The 17,971-nt window shown below is 61.9% G+C and carries 20 protein-coding genes; 11 read left to right on the forward strand and 9 right to left on the reverse strand.

Features of this window, described 5'->3' with window-relative positions:
* Nucleotides 1-6: 6 nt before the first annotated feature.
* On the forward strand, nucleotides 7-1,287 hold the full coding sequence (locus KO481_RS13035) for an MFS transporter (protein ID WP_215917291.1): 1,281 nt from the start codon (nucleotides 7-9) through the stop codon (nucleotides 1,285-1,287).
* Between the two features lie 122 nt (nucleotides 1,288-1,409).
* Here KO481_RS13035 and KO481_RS13040 read toward each other — a convergent pair whose 3' ends face one another.
* Nucleotides 1,410-2,174, reverse strand: coding sequence for an IclR family transcriptional regulator (locus tag KO481_RS13040; protein WP_308166570.1), 765 nt, complete (start codon nucleotides 2,172-2,174; stop codon nucleotides 1,410-1,412).
* Between the two features lie 8 nt (nucleotides 2,175-2,182).
* A complete protein-coding gene (locus tag KO481_RS13045) occupies nucleotides 2,183-3,817 on the reverse strand; it encodes a family 20 glycosylhydrolase (protein WP_215917293.1) in 1,635 nt (544 codons plus the stop codon).
* Between the two features lie 85 nt (nucleotides 3,818-3,902).
* On the opposite strand from KO481_RS13045, the gene KO481_RS13050 reads away from it, so the two are divergent.
* The 3 genes from KO481_RS13050 to KO481_RS13060 all read left to right on the forward strand — a co-directional run bounded on the left by KO481_RS13050 (nucleotide 3,903) and on the right by KO481_RS13060 (nucleotide 6,312).
* Entirely contained in the window at nucleotides 3,903-4,505 is a 603-nt protein-coding gene (locus KO481_RS13050; protein WP_215917294.1) for a TetR/AcrR family transcriptional regulator, read from the forward strand.
* Between the two features lie 245 nt (nucleotides 4,506-4,750).
* The gene (locus tag KO481_RS13055) at nucleotides 4,751-5,575 is read left to right on the forward strand and encodes a DUF8020 domain-containing protein (protein ID WP_215917295.1); all 825 of its coding nucleotides are present in this window, start codon (nucleotides 4,751-4,753) and stop codon (nucleotides 5,573-5,575) included.
* A gap of 65 nt (nucleotides 5,576-5,640) precedes the next feature.
* Nucleotides 5,641-6,312 carry a DUF8020 domain-containing protein gene (locus tag KO481_RS13060; RefSeq protein WP_504740211.1) on the forward strand — a complete coding sequence of 224 codons (672 nt, stop codon included), beginning with the start codon at nucleotides 5,641-5,643 and terminating at the stop codon, nucleotides 6,310-6,312.
* A gap of 313 nt (nucleotides 6,313-6,625) precedes the next feature.
* On the opposite strand, the gene KO481_RS13065 is transcribed toward KO481_RS13060, so the two are convergent.
* A protein-coding gene (locus tag KO481_RS13065) for an IS5 family transposase (protein WP_245400764.1) occupies nucleotides 6,626-7,485 on the reverse strand; the annotation gives its coding sequence in 2 pieces (ribosomal slippage) (nucleotides 6,626-6,846 and nucleotides 6,846-7,485; 861 coding nt in all).
* A gap of 160 nt (nucleotides 7,486-7,645) precedes the next feature.
* On the opposite strand from KO481_RS13065, the gene KO481_RS13070 reads away from it, so the two are divergent.
* The 5 genes from KO481_RS13070 (at nucleotide 7,646) to KO481_RS13090 (ending at nucleotide 12,052) form a co-directional block, all read left to right on the forward strand.
* On the forward strand, nucleotides 7,646-8,656 hold the full coding sequence (locus KO481_RS13070) for a hypothetical protein (protein ID WP_215917298.1): 1,011 nt from the start codon (nucleotides 7,646-7,648) through the stop codon (nucleotides 8,654-8,656).
* A gap of 244 nt (nucleotides 8,657-8,900) precedes the next feature.
* The gene (locus KO481_RS13075; protein WP_215917299.1) at nucleotides 8,901-10,040 is read left to right on the forward strand and encodes a hypothetical protein; all 1,140 of its coding nucleotides are present in this window, start codon (nucleotides 8,901-8,903) and stop codon (nucleotides 10,038-10,040) included.
* A 169-nt stretch (nucleotides 10,041-10,209) separates the two neighbouring features.
* On the forward strand, nucleotides 10,210-10,791 hold the full coding sequence (locus tag KO481_RS13080; RefSeq protein WP_215917300.1) for a hypothetical protein: 582 nt from the start codon (nucleotides 10,210-10,212) through the stop codon (nucleotides 10,789-10,791).
* A gap of 81 nt (nucleotides 10,792-10,872) precedes the next feature.
* Nucleotides 10,873-11,744 (forward strand): IS5 family transposase gene (locus KO481_RS13085; protein ID WP_215917301.1). Its coding sequence is split into 2 segments (ribosomal slippage): nucleotides 10,873-11,268 and nucleotides 11,271-11,744, totalling 870 coding nucleotides; the frame shifts between segments, so codons are not numbered across the junction.
* Nucleotides 11,741-12,052 carry a hypothetical protein gene (locus tag KO481_RS13090; protein ID WP_215917302.1) on the forward strand — a complete coding sequence of 104 codons (312 nt, stop codon included), beginning with the start codon at nucleotides 11,741-11,743 and terminating at the stop codon, nucleotides 12,050-12,052. Before KO481_RS13085 ends, KO481_RS13090 begins: the two co-directional genes overlap by 4 nt.
* A 75-nt stretch (nucleotides 12,053-12,127) precedes the next feature.
* On the opposite strand, the gene KO481_RS13095 is transcribed toward KO481_RS13090, so the two are convergent.
* The 5 genes from KO481_RS13095 to KO481_RS43910 form a co-directional block, all read right to left on the reverse strand.
* On the reverse strand, nucleotides 12,128-12,772 hold the full coding sequence (locus tag KO481_RS13095) for a DUF302 domain-containing protein (protein ID WP_245400766.1): 645 nt from the start codon (nucleotides 12,770-12,772) through the stop codon (nucleotides 12,128-12,130).
* Entirely contained in the window at nucleotides 12,736-13,176 is a 441-nt protein-coding gene (locus tag KO481_RS13100) for an ester cyclase (RefSeq protein WP_215917303.1), read from the reverse strand. The genes KO481_RS13095 and KO481_RS13100 overlap by 37 nt, the downstream gene beginning before the upstream one ends.
* Before the next feature lie 221 nt (nucleotides 13,177-13,397).
* Complete coding sequence (locus KO481_RS13105; RefSeq protein WP_215917304.1) at nucleotides 13,398-15,083, reverse strand: FAD-dependent oxidoreductase; 1,686 nt, start codon at nucleotides 15,081-15,083, stop codon at nucleotides 13,398-13,400.
* Entirely contained in the window at nucleotides 15,073-15,633 is a 561-nt protein-coding gene (locus tag KO481_RS13110; protein ID WP_215917305.1) for an alpha/beta hydrolase, read from the reverse strand. Before KO481_RS13110 ends, KO481_RS13105 begins: the two co-directional genes overlap by 11 nt.
* Nucleotides 15,634-15,837: 204 nt before the next feature.
* Nucleotides 15,838-15,966, reverse strand: a complete 129-nt coding sequence (locus tag KO481_RS43910) for a hypothetical protein (protein WP_281066062.1) — start codon at nucleotides 15,964-15,966, stop codon at nucleotides 15,838-15,840.
* A gap of 396 nt (nucleotides 15,967-16,362) precedes the next feature.
* Here KO481_RS43910 and KO481_RS13115 point away from each other — a divergent pair, with 396 nt between their 5' ends.
* Nucleotides 16,363-16,740: a DUF2255 family protein gene (locus KO481_RS13115; RefSeq protein ID WP_215917306.1), complete on the forward strand. Its 378-nt coding sequence runs from the start codon at nucleotides 16,363-16,365 to the stop codon at nucleotides 16,738-16,740.
* On the opposite strand, the gene KO481_RS13120 is transcribed toward KO481_RS13115, so the two are convergent.
* On the reverse strand, nucleotides 16,714-17,172 hold the full coding sequence (locus KO481_RS13120; RefSeq protein ID WP_215917307.1) for a hypothetical protein: 459 nt from the start codon (nucleotides 17,170-17,172) through the stop codon (nucleotides 16,714-16,716). The two genes, KO481_RS13115 and KO481_RS13120, sit on opposite strands and share 27 nt — an antisense overlap.
* Before the next feature lie 142 nt (nucleotides 17,173-17,314).
* On the opposite strand from KO481_RS13120, the gene KO481_RS13125 reads away from it, so the two are divergent.
* A complete protein-coding gene (locus KO481_RS13125) occupies nucleotides 17,315-17,803 on the forward strand; it encodes a WapI family immunity protein (protein WP_215917308.1) in 489 nt (162 codons plus the stop codon).
* Nucleotides 17,804-17,971: the final 168 nt, after the last annotated feature.

Consider the following 17,971-nt stretch of genomic DNA (forward strand, 5'->3'; position numbering starts at 1 on the left):
CACCCGATGGCCCCAACCACCTCGAAAGCCGCCGGCCCACCGCCGTCCCGGGTCCCCTCGGCCGCCGGGCGCCCGATCGCAGACCGAGCCCAGCGACGCCTGTTCCTCAGCGCACCGTTCGCGCACGTCTGCCCGCAATTGTGCTTCGGGTCCGTCGCGTACTTCGCTGCGCTGCAGGTCCAATCGATGGACGCCGCCCACAAGGTGCAGCAGCTGGCCCTGGTCAACGCCGTCGTCGCGACCGTCTCGGTGCTCACTCAACCGGCCGTAGGCGTCTTGTCCGACCGCACGCGGACCCGGTTCGGAGCCCGCACGCCGTGGATGTTGGTCGGCGCGGTGCTCGGATTCGCGGGCCTGATCGCGGCCGGATTGTCCACGTCGGTGGCGATGTTGCTGATGACCGCGAGCATCGCCTATCTGGGCCTCAACATATTCGGTGGCCCCCTCGCCGCAATCCAGCCGGACCGGGTGCCGGTGGATCGCCGCGGCCGCTATTCCACCCTGGCCGGTCTAGGAACCGTGATGGCGGCGACTATCGCTCCGGTAATCGGGGCGACCTTCGCCACCCGAATCCCCGTGGGATACACCGTCGTCGCCACCATGGTCCTCATCTTCTCGCTCGGATTCCTGATAGCGAACCCCGACGCCGACAACCGGCACAGCAGCCGACCCCCGCTTTCGTTCACCACTGTGGTGCAGATGTTCTGGGTCGACCCCAGACGCCATCCCGACTTCTTCTGGGTATTTCTCGGCCGCTTTCTGATCTGCGGCGGCTACTACATGGTGCTGACCTACCAGCTGTATATCGCCCAGGACTACGTAGGTCTGACCCTCGAAAAAGCCACGCACCTCACCCCGATATTGAGTCTGGTGAGCTTGCCTGGATTCCTGCTGGCCCTCGGCATTGCGGGACCGCTGTCGGACAGAATCGGACGGCGCAAACCCATCGTTCTCGCCGGTGGCATCATCATCGCGGTCTCGGCGCTGCTCCCGATATGGGCTCCGACCGTGGGCGGGTTGATCGGATCCACCGTGGTGCTGACGATCGGATTCGGCACCTTCCTCGCCGTCGATCAAGCATTGGTCACCCAAGTACTTCCCGACGCCGACAGCGCCGCCAAGGATCTCGGCATCATCAATATCGCATCCACCCTGCCGAGCACCTTCGCACCAATGGCGGCCGCAGCGATCGTCACAGCGTCCCACGGATACGGCGCGCTGTACCCGGCTGTGGCATTCGTCGCTGGACTCGGTGCCCTCGCTATCCTGCCAGTCAAAACCCGATAGAGCACGTAAACGCTTGTTGCAGAACGCATTACAATACGCCCTCGAATAGCCCGGTCCCCAGCGTCCTTCGCCGGGCGGAGCCGGGGGATCGACTTACTCCCGCAGTTCGGAAGGCGTGCGAATCAAGGTTGGTGAAAAATCGCGGCGGTCACCTGCCGGGCAGCGTCGAGCACCAGTGGCCCGACTCGCTCGAGCTGCGCGTCGTCTTTACCGGTCAACGAGATTGCACCGAGCGTGCTGTCGAGGGGGGTGCGGATCGCGACAGCGGTGCAGGAGATGTCATCGAAGCATTCTCCGTGCGCGTACGCGATGCCGTTTCGGTCGCGTATGGCGCTGAGTTGCTTGTGGAGCAGGTTGATATCGGTGATAGTTTTCGCAGTCGACCGGGTCATCGTGTCGGCAACGTGTCGGTCCACGTCTTCCGGCGTGAGGCAGGCCAACATTGCTTTCCCCAGCGCCGTCGCGTGCGCGGGTGCTGTTGCACCGACACGTGACGGCACGCTTGTGGCGAAGTGGCCACCCATCTTGTCGAGGAAATGCACCTGCCCTTTGTCGAGGGTTGCCAGGTGCACTGTCATACCCGTGCGTAGCATCAATGCGTGCAGCAGCGGCGCGGCTGCTGATCTGAGGGCGTTGGAGTCGTCGTTGCTGCCGACCCGCAGTGCCCGTGGTCCCAGGCTGTAGCCCAAGCTGGTGCGATCGAGCCACCGGACCCTGATCATCTGTTCGATGATCCGGTGGGCGGTGGAGCGGGGCAGCCGGGTAGCTCGGGTGACGTCGTCGAGTGTCAGGCGGCTGGTGCGGTAGGGAAACGTGTCGAGGATCAGGCTCATCCGCTCGATCATCGAGGGCGGGAGCTGCGAGTTCTCGAGGACCGAGGCAGTCACGGGCTGATTCATCTCTTCTCAGGTGTGAGGTCTTGATGTGGCCCGCCTGGTGCGTCGATCCAGGGTATCGATGACGCCGTGAACCAGTTCCATCCCCGGGCATTCCACACTCTCGAATGAGTGGCGAGACGCTGCCTGTAATCGGGCCAGTCCGCTCTGTCGAGGGCGCGCCAGGATCGTTCACCCACGCCGGCCAGTCGTGGAAGGAGAAGGAGCTCCAAATCATCACGCCCAGTGACTGTTTCGCACCATACAGCGCCCTCGAATCCAACCAGCTGGGCGTCCGGATCGACACCGGGAAGCTCGTCTTCGATCTCCCAATTCACCCCATCCTCGACTGAGGTCGGCGTATACGCGGGCATCCCGAGGCGGCTTCGAGCGTCTTCGTGGCTCGGGTCGAGCGCCGAGTCCGCGAACGGGCGGTCCAGGTAGAAACGGGACGTCGGCGATGCAATGATATTTGCGCCCGACGCGAGTGCTCGCTGAAGATCTGTCCGGCCGCGCTCCAAGTTTTCTCGCACCACATCGACGAATTCCGGGGGAATGAGTGCTTCCAGCCGTTGCGACCCCAGCATCTCGTCCACTTCGGTCAGGCTCATCCAATATTGCACGGTTTCTCCGGAGGAGATTGTGGCGCGAGCCATCTCCTGCCATCCGATGACATCCTTTCTCCGCTCTCTGACAATCGCCGCAGCCCGCTCGAGAAACGCGATGTGATCCTCGGCCCGCATGCCGAACGCTTCGTCTCCGCCGATGTGCACGAAGGCCGAGGTCTTGAATTGGTCGGCCAGCACCGCCACCACGTCCTCGACGAACGACCACGTTCGGTCAGCCGCCGGGTCGAGGTAGACCGCGCCGCTATGACCTTCCGGTGCCGGCCCCAACTCGGGATACGAACGAATTGCGGCTGCGCTGTGACCCGGCATATCGACCTCCGGCACCACGGTCACGAAGCGGTCCGCGGCGTATTCGACCAGCTCGGCAATATCAGCTCGCGTGTAGAAACCTCCGGTACGGCCATCGGCAGCTCCAACGGCGCCGACCGTGAGCAGTCGTGGCCACCCGGGAATGTCGAGCCTCCAACCCTGGTCGTCGGTCAAGTGCAGGTGCAGCACATTGAACTTGTACAGCGCCAGCATGTCGATGACCCGTTTCACCGTGTCCACATCATGGAACGTCCGAGCCACGTCGAGAGCCAGTCCCCTCCACGAGTAGTCGGGCACATCGCGGATCGACAGCGTCGGGATGCGGGCCGCCCCTTCGGTGAATGTTGCTGCCACCAGTTGGCGAAGTGATGTCAACCCCCGGTAGACAGCTTCTGGGCCCGGGCCCCAGACCACCACGCCGTCATCGTCGACTCGAAGTCCGTGCCTTTCGTCCGCCGAGGCCAAGCTGTCGGCGCGGCGTCCCCGTGACCGGGGCAGTTCGTCGAGTCCGAGGTCGCCGAGCCGCACACGCAGCGCCGCTGGGAGTGAAGGATCCCTCGTTACGCGCAGCCGGATACCGGTATCGGCCCGAAGCTCGTTCGCGAATCCCTCGGCGACATCGCGGAGTTCGGACGAATCCACCGCCACGGTCATGCCGTCCTCCAACACGAACCGGCCAGTGCCCGGCCGGTGTTCGTATGTCTTCGGAATGATCAAAGCCGCTCCATTTCGCTATCTAACACATGTAAGATAGTGTGAGCATAAGGGCGACGAGGCCCGGATCGCAACGAGGAGGGCGCTGGTGGCCAGACGTATGACGCCGGAAGCTCGGCGTCTGGAAATTCTGGCTGTTGCCCGTCAGACCATCGCCGAACAGGGGATTCGGGCCTTGTCGATCCGCGAGCTCGCGCGCCGCTGTGGCATGTCCGCACCCGGACTGATGCACTACTTCCCCGACATGCAGGCGTTGCTGGTCGCAGTACTCGATGAGCGCGACAGGACGGATTCGGCCGCTGTGTTCGACCAAGCCGGCGGCAAGGGGTTGCTCGGATTGCTCGACGCGGGAGTCGACTACTACAGCTCGCGCGCTCAGGAGTCGAACAACTTCGATGCACTCGAGGCGGAAGCCCAGGATCCCTTTCACCCCGCGCACGCATATTTCGCCGCCCGATTCGACCGAATGGTGGAAACTGTTCGACCGTATGCAGCGAATGAGCCCGGCGATCCCGACGACTTGTTCAGGGTCGTCCGGCTGATCCTCGAAGGATCTCGGGCCCAAGCTCTTCGCGGTATCTCGCTCGAAGAACGACTCGCGGACTGGCACGCGGTGCGCAGGGTGCTCTTGGCGCACCTCGGTGACACAGCCTCGCGATCCAGCCGACATGGCGAGCACGATTCGCCATGATTCGACGCGCTGGCGTGAGCGCAGAACGAATTATCTTGTTCAACATCGGATCGATTGCCGGTCTGGCGTCATCGATCCTGGGAGGTAAATAGCTCTTCCTATAATCATTACTTTTCAACCGTTGGTGTCGGCCGGCAGATGCGTGTCAGTCGGCACTTATTCGTGTTTGTGGCCGAATTAGAATCCCCGATCCGCCGACCGCTATGTAATCTAGGTCATCGGCACGACTCTGAAGGTGCAGCTGATTGGGCGCTGCGCATGACCAGTTTCTTCTGTCTGCAGTCGCGCCATTTTATCAACCGCCTAATCAAATCGGAATGATGAGGATCAAGATGAAGCTCTACAGGCGAATGAGCCCTGTGGTGATTGCCGCCGCGATGGCAACGGCCGCAATCGCCGTGTCCGGTAACGCCACCGCGTCGCCGGGGTCTGCTGCCCCTGCGGATTCGATGCAGTACCAGGGGGCGATCGTCGGCGACAGTGTTGTCGCGACCGTCAGGAACGGGGAATTCGTGTGGGACGCGGACACCGAGACCGTCTCGCTGCACAACTCGTCGGGGGTAACGATGGACTCGACGCCCACGGCCTATGTTCTCGACGGACAGCGCTATCCGATTGCCACGCAGATCTCGGACGATGGCCACACGTTGCGGCTGACTCCGCAGCTGCCGGCGAATACTGGCGGGCCGGCGGTGCGCTCGGTCGCCTCGCCCCTGGAAAACCAGCTGGCGATGAACGACCTGATCAACTCGGTTGGCTTCGGATTGTCCACCGGCACATTGGTCGGGACGATCGTCGGCGCTGTGGTCGGTGTCGGTGCCGGACTCGCTGTTGCCGGGGCATCGTGCCTGGTTCTCAGCATCGGCTGCGTGCTGACGGTGGCGCCGCTGATGACGATGATGGGCGCGGCGGGCGGAGTCATCGGTCTGGCGTTGGGCGGCGCTCCCGGACTGTTGCAGGGCGTGTGGAACTACTACACCACGATGCAGGCCGCTCCCGGGCAGAGCAAGTACGCGTCTCAGCTACCGGGGTTGAAGCCAGCCCCCGAGCATCAGGGGGCCGGACAGTGATGATCCGTAAGGCTGCCATTGTCACTGTGATGGCCGGCTCGTTGCTGTCGGCATCGACAGCGGCCATGCAACCAGCGTTGGCCGATTCGGCGAAACCAGCTGTCGTCGGGTACCGAAGCGAGGTGTCCGGAGGGCAGGTAATCACTACGATCGACGCGGGCATCTTTATGCCGGCTGCCGATGGCGGATCCATCGTCGTTTCCGATGATGACGGGCAGGTCGTCGGCCAGGTGCCACTTGCCTTTGCCCTCAACGGAATCCGATACGACATCCGGCACAACATCTCCGCCGGAGGTCGAACTCTGCACCTCGCCCCCGATCTGGCGAGCGCGCAGCCGATCGCGTCTCCGCTGGAGAATCAGCTCGCTGCCAACGACAGTCTGGGTGAGTTCGGCATGGCGCTGGCGCTGGGGCCGCTCGCGGGCGCGGCCGCCGGAGCTATCGTCGGTGCGGTTCTTGCGGTGGCGACGTGCGCGGTTCTTGCGGTGGGCTGCCTGGTGACCGGATTGCCGATTATCGGGGTATTCGCCGGTGCCGGCGGACTCGTGGGCACGATCCTGGCCGGACTGGCCGGAGGCGGGTACAGCGGATGGGATTACCTCAATACCCTGACCGCCCCACCGGGCCAGAGTAGTTACGCCAAGGACGGCGCGGGCACCGACGGCGCCGGAATCCCCGACTCCCCATTGCGGTTCCCGTGGCTGCCCAGCGGTTCCTCGTCAGGTAGCAGTAAGTAGCGGAGTCAGGTCGCAGCCGATGAGAGTCGGCGGCACGCGATTTGTCCGATTGAAGGACGAGTTCGCCTGGTGCATAACCATTCCCGCTGAATGTCAGGGTTCGGTCCCGGAAAGTCATACCGCAGCGAGATCTGCGGTGTTGCTCAGTTCACGGAAGCACCGAAACTCGTTGCAGTGCAACGGCGTTCGGTTCTTACCGTGTCCGGAGGGGGACACGACCACTACGCCCACGCGCTCTACCGGCGGAAACTGCTTGCGATGGAGGGGTAATGCGAGGCTGAACGATTCGCACGACACTTCCTTAGACCGTGTCTCATGTCGCCGATTTCGCCTTTACGAGCTTCTTGTAGCAGGTGAGTGTGGCGGCAAGTGTGAGGAAGGCCAGGAAGTGTGTTGCTTTTCGGTCGTATCGGATGTTGAGCCGGTGGTATCCGGTCAGCCAGGAGATTGTCCGGTCGATCACCCATCGGTGCCGGCCGAGGCGTTCGCCGGACTCGATGCCCTTGCGGGCAATGCGGACACCGATTCCCCGGACGCGAACCATCGGCGCAGCTCAGCGGCATCGTATGCCTTCTCCGCGTGCAGCTTGCCCGGTCTGCGGCGACGCGGCCCGCGTCGCGACCGCACCGCCGGGATCGCCTGCACGAGCGGTTTCAGCGCTTGGGCATCGTTGGTATTTGCTGCCGAAACCCTTACGGCCAGGGGGATTCCCGCACGATCGGACAGCACGTGGATCTTCGAACCGGACTTTCCGCGGTCGACCGGGCTCGGCCCGGTCATAGATCCCCCTTTTTTCGCTCGCACCGACGCCGCGTCGATCACCGCACACCACCAGTCGATCAAGCCCTGGCTTCCCAGCTCATCCAGCACCGCGCGGTGTAATCGCCGCCAGAGACCGGCCGCGGTCCACACACTGAATCGACGATGCGCCGTAGGCACGGTGACACCGAACGACGGCGGCAGCATCCGCCACGCGCAACCACTGGTCAGCACGAACACCACCGCGGTGAACACCGCCCGCACATCGACCGGTGCGGTACCACCACCCTGCGGGCGCGGGGTGAACTCCGGCAGCAGCGGCTCGGCCAGAGCCCACAACTCGTCCGGGACAAGGCGTTTGGATAACTCATCAACCACAAGTTGAACATCATGCGGCACAACCGATCCCGACATGCCGCAAATGAATCACACCCACGTAAGACGCGGTCTAAGTGCTCGATCTAATGTGTTGGTGATGTTGAAGCATCCCGCTGGCCATGGACTCACGGACCGAGCGGGTGTCGTTGTTGGCGTACTGGTTACGAGTCTGCACCGATGGTACAAACTGCTAGTGGTGAACAAACGGGATGACTTCTCCCCTGGCGACAAAGAGCGGATGGCTCGTCGCGTCGGGTATAGGTGCTCTGCGCCGAGTTGCCGCGCCGCGACGGCGGGCCCTACTGTTGATCCGGACGGATCCAGCAACCTGGGAGTAGCTTCGCACATCACTGCGGCAGCTGAAGGTGGGCCTCGCTACGACGCGTCGCTCACTGTAAAGGAACGAAAATCGCTGGCTAACGGGATCTGGTTGTGCCAAATTCACGCCAAACAGATTGACGACGATCTACAGCGTTTCCCGACTGACCTGTTGCGTGGCTGGAAGACGCTTGCCGAAGCGCGTGCTCGATCGGAACACGGAGTGCCTGACAGTTACGAGCCCCCGATGGCTCTGCCGCCGAAATCACTGTTGGTTCAATTTGACGGTGATTACGATTCCCTGCACGAAAAGATCGAGGAATTTCGAGAAGACACGGGAATTGCCCGGGCATGGAGTCCGGCGACCGATGAAAAGATTCACTATCTTCTGTATGAGTTGACGATAAATGCTTTTGAACACGGGCGTGCGCGCAAAGTTGAACTGAAATCGCAAGACTTCGGTATCCAGCTGAGTTTTCGTGGTGCTAGGTTCGGTATCTCGGACCTATTAGCCTCCGAGTGTCATGGTGGTGGTACGGCAGCCTTGGAAGCATTTCGTAACGAAGAAGCGGGCAGGCTTGAAGTGGTTCACCACTGGGATCGTGGCCTAAATACGTGGAATATTGTTGATTTTACCAGGGATGACAGTCAATACTTTCCATGTAGTGCTCATTGGGGAAACCTTCGGTCGAGTGAGGTCTTTGAGACCTGTAGTGAAGTGCATATATATCTTCCGCGATACTTCGCAATGAGTGACTCCAGAAGATTTCCGGAGGAGTTGGAGGGCTGTCTAATGCGTAAGCAATTGGTGGTACATGGGGCCGCGAAATGGGAAGCCCTGCGAAACTATCTTGCTGCAAAGTTCCCGCATGCTCGATTTGTTCCCTAATTGCGCTATCTGGTGGATCGTCTCCCAATCGGCACGCTGATCGCACGAATGTAAGCAACTTGCCTTCAGGCCGGAATCATGGAGTCGCGCATCGCTATGCAACCGGAGATGGTCTTAGGTTTAGTGTTTGCTGATGAGTCTCTGAAGTTCTGCAACCAGCGGGTGTGGGAGACCTGGTTATCTGACGTGGGCTGTATGGGTTAAATAAGATGCGGTTTTTCCCTACGCATGCCATTATGGTGTGGTGAGCAACATGGTGTCAGCTGGTGATGATACGCCTCCCTATGCGCTGCTGGGGGCGGGAGTAACGGGGGAAGATCTCCATAGTGCGGTCTCGCGATCTGGGTATCCGTTCCAAGCGGTAGTTGCGGATCGTCTACGTTCGAAGCTGTCCGAAAAGGCGCATCATCCGTCCATTCAAGAAGAGTGGTCGTACATCGATGCGGACACGGGGCAAGCCAGATCAATCGATATCTTAGCGCGGATTCCTCTTGGAGATCGGGACGATAGACACGGGCGATATCCAAGATTGAATCTCGTCGTTGAGTGCAAGCAGAGTGAACTCCCTTACGTGTTTTTCCTTAGGGAGGACCCGCCTCAGAATCTGCGATTGATGCGCATGTCGTGTTCAAAGAATTCGCTCATGAGTCTAATGCATGTCGACGAGAAAGAGGGGCAAGCGGTCCCATATAGTATGCCGCTTCATGATGTTTTTTCTGTATTCGATTATCCATTCTTTGATGCGGATATGCCATGGGCAATCTCGATTTCGAAAATGATGAGAAAGCCAAAGCTTGAGCTCTCTGGCGAGGAGTCTTATCGGGCAATCACACTCCCGCTCTTGAAGGCTGTGGACTACTTGGAGTCCATCGCTCAAGGGGGAAGTTATAAACGTTCTGGCTTTGAAATAAATTGTTGCCTCGCGGTAATCCGTGCTCCATTGATTGGCGTGACGGTACATGAAGAAGTTCCCCATCTCCTATCTTTTCCTTGGTTCAGGGTCACTCACTTGGAGCCAGTGGGTGACGAGGGTGAAGCATTTTCAACCGATGTAAGGTACTTCGATGTCGTACATGAAAGCTTTCTGAACGAATATCTTTCCATCCTTATGGATTCAATGAACCCATTGGCGGAGCGTATGGTTGATCACTTTGATGAAATAGTTTCCGGAAAAGGGTTGTGTACTGGTAGGGGGGAGGATGTCTGGCCCTCGTTGCGGCCAATGCCAGATGATTTGTCTGAATCGATGAAAGATCCTAATTATATGATCCACAGGGCACTTCAGGGGATATCGATTACCCCACCCGCTGAGAAACCAAGTATTGGCGATATTGCATGGTTTCGTTACAGTTCCGATTCGGAAAGTCCTTGGGTATCTGAGTAGCTCTTGGAGCAAGATCTGTGCGGGTCCGATTGTCATGCCCAGATTTGTGGTCTTCGGGAATATCGGGTTCTCGTGTCGATGACTTAGGCTGTGTCTCACATGGTTGCGATTCGTTGAGTGACTCGTGCATTCGCGGTGTTCACTGAGCTCCTCAGCGGTGGCGAGCGCGATGACCCGCGAGCACGATAGCCGGATTATCGTCTGGCCGGTGGTCGGTGCTGCTGAGATCAACGAGTTGCTGAGCCCTGTGATCGACGCCGATGGTCGAGATGGCGTCGCACTGGTGTCGGTCGATGACGATTTCGGTGAGCCATTCGCCGGGCCGTTGTATCGGCTGATCCTTCGGGCTGATTCGGCCCGGTCTCCAGTATTGCCGCCGCGGCATGATCCGGATCCTCCCCGGCCCGATACCGTCGAAGGTCTTGCATCGGTACTGAAGCCAGCTGCTCTCGACTCCGATCGGTTGCTGGGACTGCTCGTCGCGATGTGCACTTCCGATATGGAGTTCTTCCATCCTGCCGGCACGTGGAGTGCGGCGGACGTAGGAGCAGCACTTGAACAGGCGATCGACCTACTGGGGCCACGGGTGTCGTGGTGGAGCAACTGCAACTTCGCCCTCGCCGAGAGCTGGGAGAACGGCTGGCCTGATGCGTGGCCCCACGATCCGCTGACCAGACACACCGCGAGCATGGCCTTGATGGGTGTAGGTGCCGGCATCATCGTCACGTTCTTGTCGTTGAACGACGGATAACCAGGGCGATCCCAAGCTCTCGCCGATGCTGGGAGGTGCGGCGTCGCCCGTACCCGCTGAAGGCCAGGATGATTGGCGGCCGTGCCGCGAGAGTTGTCGAAATATCTTGTACCGGATGGTTTGTGGGAGCTGACGGAGCCGCTGTTGCCGGTGTTCACCCCTCGTCGGCAGGGCGGCGGCCGTGCGCCGGTGGATCAACGCGCGGTGTTCCATCGGCAGGGCGGCGGCCGTGCGCCGGTGGATCGACGCGCGGTGTTCACCGCGGTCGTGTACGTGCTGATCAGCGGGTGTGCGTGGCGGATGCTGCCACCGTCGTTCGGCGTGAGTGTGGCGACTGCCCACCACCGACTCACCGTTTGGACACAGGCCGGAGTATGGCGGCGACTACACCGGGCCGTGCTTGACGAACTTGGTAATCAAGGTTTGATTGACTGGTCGCGAGCAGTGATCGACGCGGCGTCGGTACGAGCGAAAAAGGGGGCGATCTGACCGGACCGAATCCGGTCGATCGCGGCAAATCCGGTTCGAAACTGAATGTGCTGTCCGACCGTGCAGGAGTCCCTGTGGCTGTGGGTGTTTCGGCGGCCAACACCAATGACGCCGAAGCCCTCAAGCCGCTGGTCAAAGCGATCCCGCCAGCCCGTTCCCGCCGTGGTCCTCGTCGCCGCAGGCCCGCAAAGCTGCACGCGGACAAGGCTTACGACCATGCCGAGCTGCGCCGATGGGTCCGAGACCGCGGTATCGCAGTCCGGATCGCCCGGAAGGGCGTCGAATCCTCCCAGCGCCTCGGAGCCCACCGCTGGGTCATAGAAAGAACCATTTCGTGGCTCACCGGATACCACAGGCTTAACCTGCGGTTCGAGCGCAAAGGTATCCACTTCTGCGCCTTCCTGACCCTCGCTGTCGCACTCACCTGCTACAAGAAGCTGGCGAAGGCGAAATCAACGACATGAGACACGGTCTTAGCGGAATCACCTCCCGTGGTGACGCCGATCCGATACTCACCGGAAGGACACCACCAGCCATGTCGAGTCAGCTCGAGCCCGTTCCGCTGGGATTCTACGTATTCACCGCGCCGGAGAAACGTATGGTCGGCGAGCGGCCAAAGGCGTTCGCCCACGTGCTGTCCGGTTACAAGACCGTCGACGGCGTCCCCTTCCCGACGCGACGGGAAATCGTGCCGCGCCTCGCCGATGGTAGTGCCGCCGAGCCAGTCCTGATCGGCATGTCCCTCAGCGACATCGAAGTCGTCGACGGCTGAGGGCCAAGGGATCCGATGGTGCCCGCCGGGAACGGCGACTACCGGCTATGTCACGGAGGACCCCTACCGAACGTTCTACTGCGACGCAGTGGCTGCCAGGAGCTCCGGCGGCGCCTCGCCGCCGAGCAATTGAATGAGGGTGGCCAAGAGGCCGTCGAGTTCACGACCAACCGAATCGATGACGGGATCGTCGAAGCTGGCGAATAACAGGCTGGGCTGATCGACAGCCAATGTCGTTCCGCCGTCGGGACCGACGAACACCAGGATCCGCAGGGGCGCGTGCAGCATGACCGCTGGATCGTGCCGGAACATGCGTTCGGCGATCGTGTGATTTCCCATCAGATACTGCGTGGCCCGCCATTTGGACGGCGAGCCCGCCATGGCGGAATCGACATCGCCTCGGTAGTAGCGCATAAATCCGTGGGGAGCGGCGAGCGCCGCGATCTCGAGGACTTCGTCCCAGGATCCCGCCTTTTCGTACGCGGCGGAATCCACTGGAGGAACCAGCTTTTCGAATATTTCCAGCGTATCGAGGTAAGGCTGGGGCAACGCCACCAGCAGCCTGCGGGTTTGGTGTTCGGTCGTAGATGAGGTGCCCATGTCTGAACTTTCTGTGATCTGTACGGAATTGAGCGGCGTTGAATCCGAAGACTCGGCGCCGAACAGTTGCGCTGGGAGCAGAGCTAGGAGGCGCGCAGCTGTTCGAGCGCCGTTGTCCAATTCTCGACGTGGTAGCCGGTCGCGAGCTTTCCGTCACGGACCGTGAACAGGTCGATTGCCATTGTGCGGAAGGACTTTCCGGTCGGCTCCATACCCCAGAACTGCGCCACCGGCGTGCCTGTCGCCTCGCCACGCACGATCATCATGTTGTCGACCACATGTATGTCGACCACCTCCCAGGCCAGATCGGGAACGGCCTCGCCCATGCTCTTGAACACATCGGCCAACTGGTCACGAGTCAGAAAATCCTGGTTCGTGTGGTAGGACCGGTAGTCGTCGTTGCACGCTGCGGCCAGCAGCGCGGAAACGTCCTTTTCCGAGGGCCTGTTCAGAGCCGAATAGAGCGGGGCGGAAATCTGCCGCGCCTGGTCGACCGTCATGACCGATTCATCACTCTTGACCATCGAACAGCTCCTTGTCGTAAACAACTTCTGATTCGGGACTCACGGCCCCGGACAAATATCAGCCTGCCCGGTCCGCGACAGCATGTGCATCACCCGTTCGGGTGATGCAGCGGCACTCGTCCGAATCAAACCGGCTGTGCCGCAAACATTCCCGCCGTTGCCCGCGCTTACCTGCAGCTCGACGGCACTCGTCACGTTCGGGCGGTGACCTTGCGCAGCGGTCAGAAAACATCGGCACCGGAAATGCGGCGTCGCTCGAAGACCAGCCGCACCGCCGCAGAGCCCTCGCCGACGGCGGACGCCACACGTTTGACGCTCCCACTGCGCACGTCTCCGATGCAGAACACACCCGGCTCGCTTGATTCGAACGGCAGCGGTTCTCGATCCTGCGTCCACGCCGCTTTCAGGTCGTATCCCGTGAGAATGAAGCCGTCACGGTCGGTCGCCAGCTGACCATCGAGCCAGGATGTGCACGGTGTCGCGCCGATGAACACGAAGGCGGCACTGACGTCGAGGGTCGAGCGGTTGCCCGATCGGCGGTCTATCAGGCCGAGTCCGGTGATGGCCGAGTCGGCGTGCAGGGCCGTGGCCTCGGTCCTGGTCCGCACGTGAACTTTGGGGTTGGCGGTGATCGCGTCTATCAGATAGCGCGACATCGAATGGTCCAGGTCTTCTCCACGCACCAGGAGATGAACGGCAGCCGAGGTTCGCGAGAGGAACATCGCTGCCTGTCCGGCGGAATTCGCGCCGCCGATGACGGCCACCGGCCGCCCGAGGTAGTGCTGAGCCTCGGTGACGGTCGCGGCGTAGTGGACACCGTTGCCCTCCCACGCTTCGATACCCGGTACGCGCAGGCGACGATATTCGACGCCAGTGGCGACAATAACGTCGCGAGCCTTGAACATGCGTCCGTCATCGCAAGTCACACAATACTTTCCGGCGCTACTGGAGAAAGCTGCGACTCGAGCGTTGCGATGCAGTCGCACGCCGAACTTGTCGGCCTGCAGGGCTCCCCGCGCGGCCAGCTCCGCACCGGAAAGACCGGCCGGGAATCCGAGATAGTTCTCGATCCTCGACGATGTACCGGCCTGGCCGCCGAACGCCGCGGCGTCGAGCAGGACGGTCCGGAGTCCTTCGGACGCGCCGTACACCGCGGCAGCCAAACCGCCCGGCCCTCCGCCCACTACCAGCAGATCGCAGGCTTCACTGTCTTCGTCGGCCACTTCGGCGGCTGGTTCACCGAACTCGGCGGTGAGATCCGCCGGCTGGGGATTGCGCAGCAGCGGTCGGCCGGGGATCAGGACGATGGGCAGGTCCGCCACGGGGACTTGCAGTTCGCGCAACACCGTCTCGGCATCGGGATCTTCCTCGAGATCGATCCAGTGGACCGCGACGCGGCTGAGTGAAAACCGCTGGAGCAGCGCACGGAGCCGTTCGTCGTAACGAGAGCCGATCAGGGTCAGCCCCGCTCCCTTGCGCTGGAGATTCGCCCGTCTCTCGAGGAACGTGTGCAAAATGATCTCGCTGAGCTGAGGGTCTTGCGCTATGAGTTCTCGGACCTGGGGAAGCGGCACCCGGATGACTCGGCCCGCTGTCGTCGAAACCCCGGCGAAGCGTGACCGTTCCCCGGTCAACATGCCGATCTCGCCGAGGAACTCCGAGGGGCCGTAGGTTGCGACGACGTGCTCTTCCGATTCGCCGCGTCGCTCCACGATGCTCGCGGAACCCTCGAGGACAACGAAGAGGTCGTAGGAGTCGTCTCCGGCCTCGAACAACACTTCACCAGCGGTGATCGTCTGCTCCGCGCCCAGCGCCGCCAGCTTCGCGAGCTGGTCGTCGGCAAGCGGGGTGGCGGCGGTCCACGCCGGGTTTCCCTGGCGCCCAAATTGAAAGCGGTCACCGAACATGGGCGGGTACACCGATCTGCTCGGTGATCCACGAGGCTGCCAGAGCCGTCCAGGCGGCAGTGTCGCCAGCACCCTCGGCAAGGCCGAGGCTGTGGGGCCCATGTGCGAATACATGGGCTGTGTGCGGCACCTGGTGCGCGGCCAGCGCGGCGGCCAGGCGGTAGGTGTGCTCGGGTGGAACATAGGCGTCCTCCGCGGTGTGCCAGAGGAAGAAGGGCGGGGCGGATGCCGTGACCATTTTGTCGAGTGAAGTCGCGCGACGCAGCTCCGGTGACGGATTCTCGCCGAGCAGTATGAGCTGTGAAGGTTTGTAGGTCTCGGTTTCCATCGAGGTGATTGGGTAACCGAGAACAGCGAATTCTACCGACTGGCGGATGTCGGTGGTCGGAGTGAGCGCGGCGAGCCCGGCAAGATGCCCGCCGGCCGAGAAACCGATGACACCGATCCGACTCGCGCCCGCAGCGCGGCGGCGCTGGATCTCGTCTTGCAGCGCCAGTAAGGGCCCTGGATGCCGTGTGTTGAGCGGGTAACGGAAGGCGCTTGCCGACACACCGAAGGTAGCGAGCCAGTCGACGATCGGCTCGGCCTCATGTGCGGCGTGCATGCTGTATCCGCCACCCGGTAGCACAATCACATGCCACGACCCGGCACCCGACTCGCGGCTGCGGTGTGACGGTCTGGTCTCGAACCTGGCGTTCACGGCCACCTCCTCCTGGACTCACGGCACCGCCGGCTTTACCCCGCGCTGCTGCCTTCAGATCACCATCGCACGGAATTCCGGCGGCGAACCCCTCCGTGCCGCTGCCGGCAAGAACTGACCTGCACCGTTGGATTTTCCTCTGCCGATCGGTGTGCGGACAGCGTCGATGATGACTGCATCCATGCCTGACTCCTGAAAGGGTTCGCGCAATTGATTCATATTGCAGCGCAGGGACTTTCGGACAAGGAGCCCCGCTCGTCCGCTGCCGCCGCGGTAATGTCGGGCGTCAGGCCCGGCCGGCTGCGATCTCCGCGAGTTGGGCGCGCGCCGCCGCGACCAACTCCTCGTCCCGGTCCAGCGCACCGGCGTTTTCGACCGCGTACACATCGATCATGGGCATGGCGGCTCCTCCTCGATCGAATTCTCGCTGTCCATTCACCCGGCGCCGCGCCGAGTGCTCGTGATGACATCGAGTTCAGTCTCGAACACCGTGCCGAGCTTTTCCCTCACCTGTTCGCGTGATGTCACAGCCACGCTCGCTCACACACCGTCGAATCCAACCACGGACAGGAGGACGACATGGCGTGGCGCGGCGCCCAGCTGGAACGAATCGCCAAATCCGAAGAAATCCGGATCAGCACCACGCGCCCCGATGGATCGCTCCGGAAATTGACGCCCATCTGGGTCGTCCGAGTCGACCGCGACCTGTACATTCGGGCAGCAGACGGCCTCAATGCGCGATGGTACTGGCATGCCATCGAGCATCACTTCGCACATATTCGTGCCGATGGATTGTCCGCGGATGTGACGCTCGAGCCGGTCCGGGATCGCGGTCTCAACTCCCGGATCGATGCCGCATATCCGGCCAAGTACGGCAGCCGGATCCGTTGGCTGGAGCGGTTTCTCCGCACGCCGGCCACCGAGTCGACACTACGTCTCGAGGCAGCCACAGCATGATTGCGCTGCCTCGATCGGCGGGCCTGACGAACACCGGATACCGGGTGATCGCGCGGCTACGTCGCGGTCTTCGACGACGACGTCATCGCCCACTACCAGCAGTTCGTCGAGCGCCGCCGAGCCCAGCGGCCCGCCGACGAGTATCGCAAGCCCACCGATGACGAATGGTTGGAATTCCAAGAGCATTTCGACAAGCGCCGCGTCGAGCTGGGCTCGTGCGGACGCCCCTACGGCACCGGGTGCGCTCATGAATTCGCATGCGTCCGTTGCCCGATGCTGTCGGTCGACCCGAAAATGCTGCCCCGGCTCGACGAACTCGAAGAAGACCTCCTCGCCCGCCGGCGCCGCGCGAACGAGGAGGGATGGCGCGGTGAAGTCGAAGGACTCGAACTCACCCTGAACTTCCTGCGCGCCAAAAGATCTCAGACCCATCAGGCCACCGCCGACTTCCGCGTAGTGCAGAGAACCTCGGTCCACTCGATCTACGGCGCGGTACTCATGCGGCAACTCCACAAGTCAGCAGGGCAGGGAAATTCAGGCGCTGGTGGCGCTCCTGAGCGTCTACCATCCCCAGATGCGCATCACAGGCCACAGTGGCGTCACGATCGATCTGGACCCACTGCGCTGGCAGTTTCCGGCCAACACTGGTGAATGGGATGATCGATGGCTCGTCATCTCCGTGCATATCGACTTGGGCGACAACAACTGGGGCTTCACCGATCCTTGCCTACTGATAAACGAGGCCCGCGAGCTCGCCAGCTGGCTGCGCATCGCCGCCGACGGTAGCCGCAGCCCGCACAACGTCGCTGACCCAGCGGAATCGGACCTGTGGTTCCTCGAACCGTTACTCGGATTCTCTATCGCCGAATCCCAGCCAGCCAAACCGGTAATCCGCGTCCACTTCGCCGCCGAAGGGGCACCACCGTGGTCGCATAGCACTACCCCGGGTGAGAAGTTCACCCTCGATCTGCCGGTAACCAGAGGCCAACTCGTCGCCGCTGCTGACGAATTGACCCGGCAGCTCAACGCCCTGCCAGCTCGACCGTGGATCGATACCGCCTGACCGGTTGGTGCAGAGAAGGTCCAGATGCGCGGCGCCGGAAGCTAGTGCCGTGTCCTGAAAGGTTGATGCTGAAACCCGCAGTCGGGGTGGCGGGTTGATCATCGGCCGGTGACCGGCGATGCTGCCGGTGGAGGTGGTGCCGGTGGCTCGTAAACCGGATGTGTTCGT

The sequence above is a fragment of the Nocardia albiluteola genome, from assembly GCF_018860155.1.
GTDB lineage: Bacteria > Actinomycetota > Actinomycetes > Mycobacteriales > Mycobacteriaceae > Nocardia > Nocardia albiluteola.

Bases quoted from the DNA above. Each gene is read 5' to 3' on its own strand.
- KO481_RS13035 (WP_215917291.1), top strand. From the start codon at position 7: ATGGCCCCAACCACCTCGAAAGCCGCCGGCCCACCGCCGTCCCGGGTC.
- KO481_RS13060 (WP_504740211.1), top strand. From the start codon at position 5,641: ATGCAACCAGCGTTGGCCGATTCGGCGAAACCAGCTGTCGTCGGGTAC.
- KO481_RS13080 (WP_215917300.1), top strand. From the start codon at position 10,210: ATGACCCGCGAGCACGATAGCCGGATTATCGTCTGGCCGGTGGTCGGT.
- KO481_RS13090 (WP_215917302.1), top strand. From the start codon at position 11,741: ATGAGACACGGTCTTAGCGGAATCACCTCCCGTGGTGACGCCGATCCG.
- KO481_RS13100 (WP_215917303.1), bottom strand. From the start codon at position 13,176: ATGGTCAAGAGTGATGAATCGGTCATGACGGTCGACCAGGCGCGGCAG.
- KO481_RS13105 (WP_215917304.1), bottom strand. From the start codon at position 15,083: ATGTTCGGTGACCGCTTTCAATTTGGGCGCCAGGGAAACCCGGCGTGG.
- KO481_RS43910 (WP_281066062.1), bottom strand. From the start codon at position 15,966: ATGGATGCAGTCATCATCGACGCTGTCCGCACACCGATCGGCAGAGGA.
- KO481_RS13115 (WP_215917306.1), top strand. From the start codon at position 16,363: ATGGCGTGGCGCGGCGCCCAGCTGGAACGAATCGCCAAATCCGAAGAA.
- KO481_RS13120 (WP_215917307.1), bottom strand. From the start codon at position 17,172: ATGGGTCTGAGATCTTTTGGCGCGCAGGAAGTTCAGGGTGAGTTCGAG.
- KO481_RS13125 (WP_215917308.1), top strand. From the start codon at position 17,315: ATGCGCATCACAGGCCACAGTGGCGTCACGATCGATCTGGACCCACTG.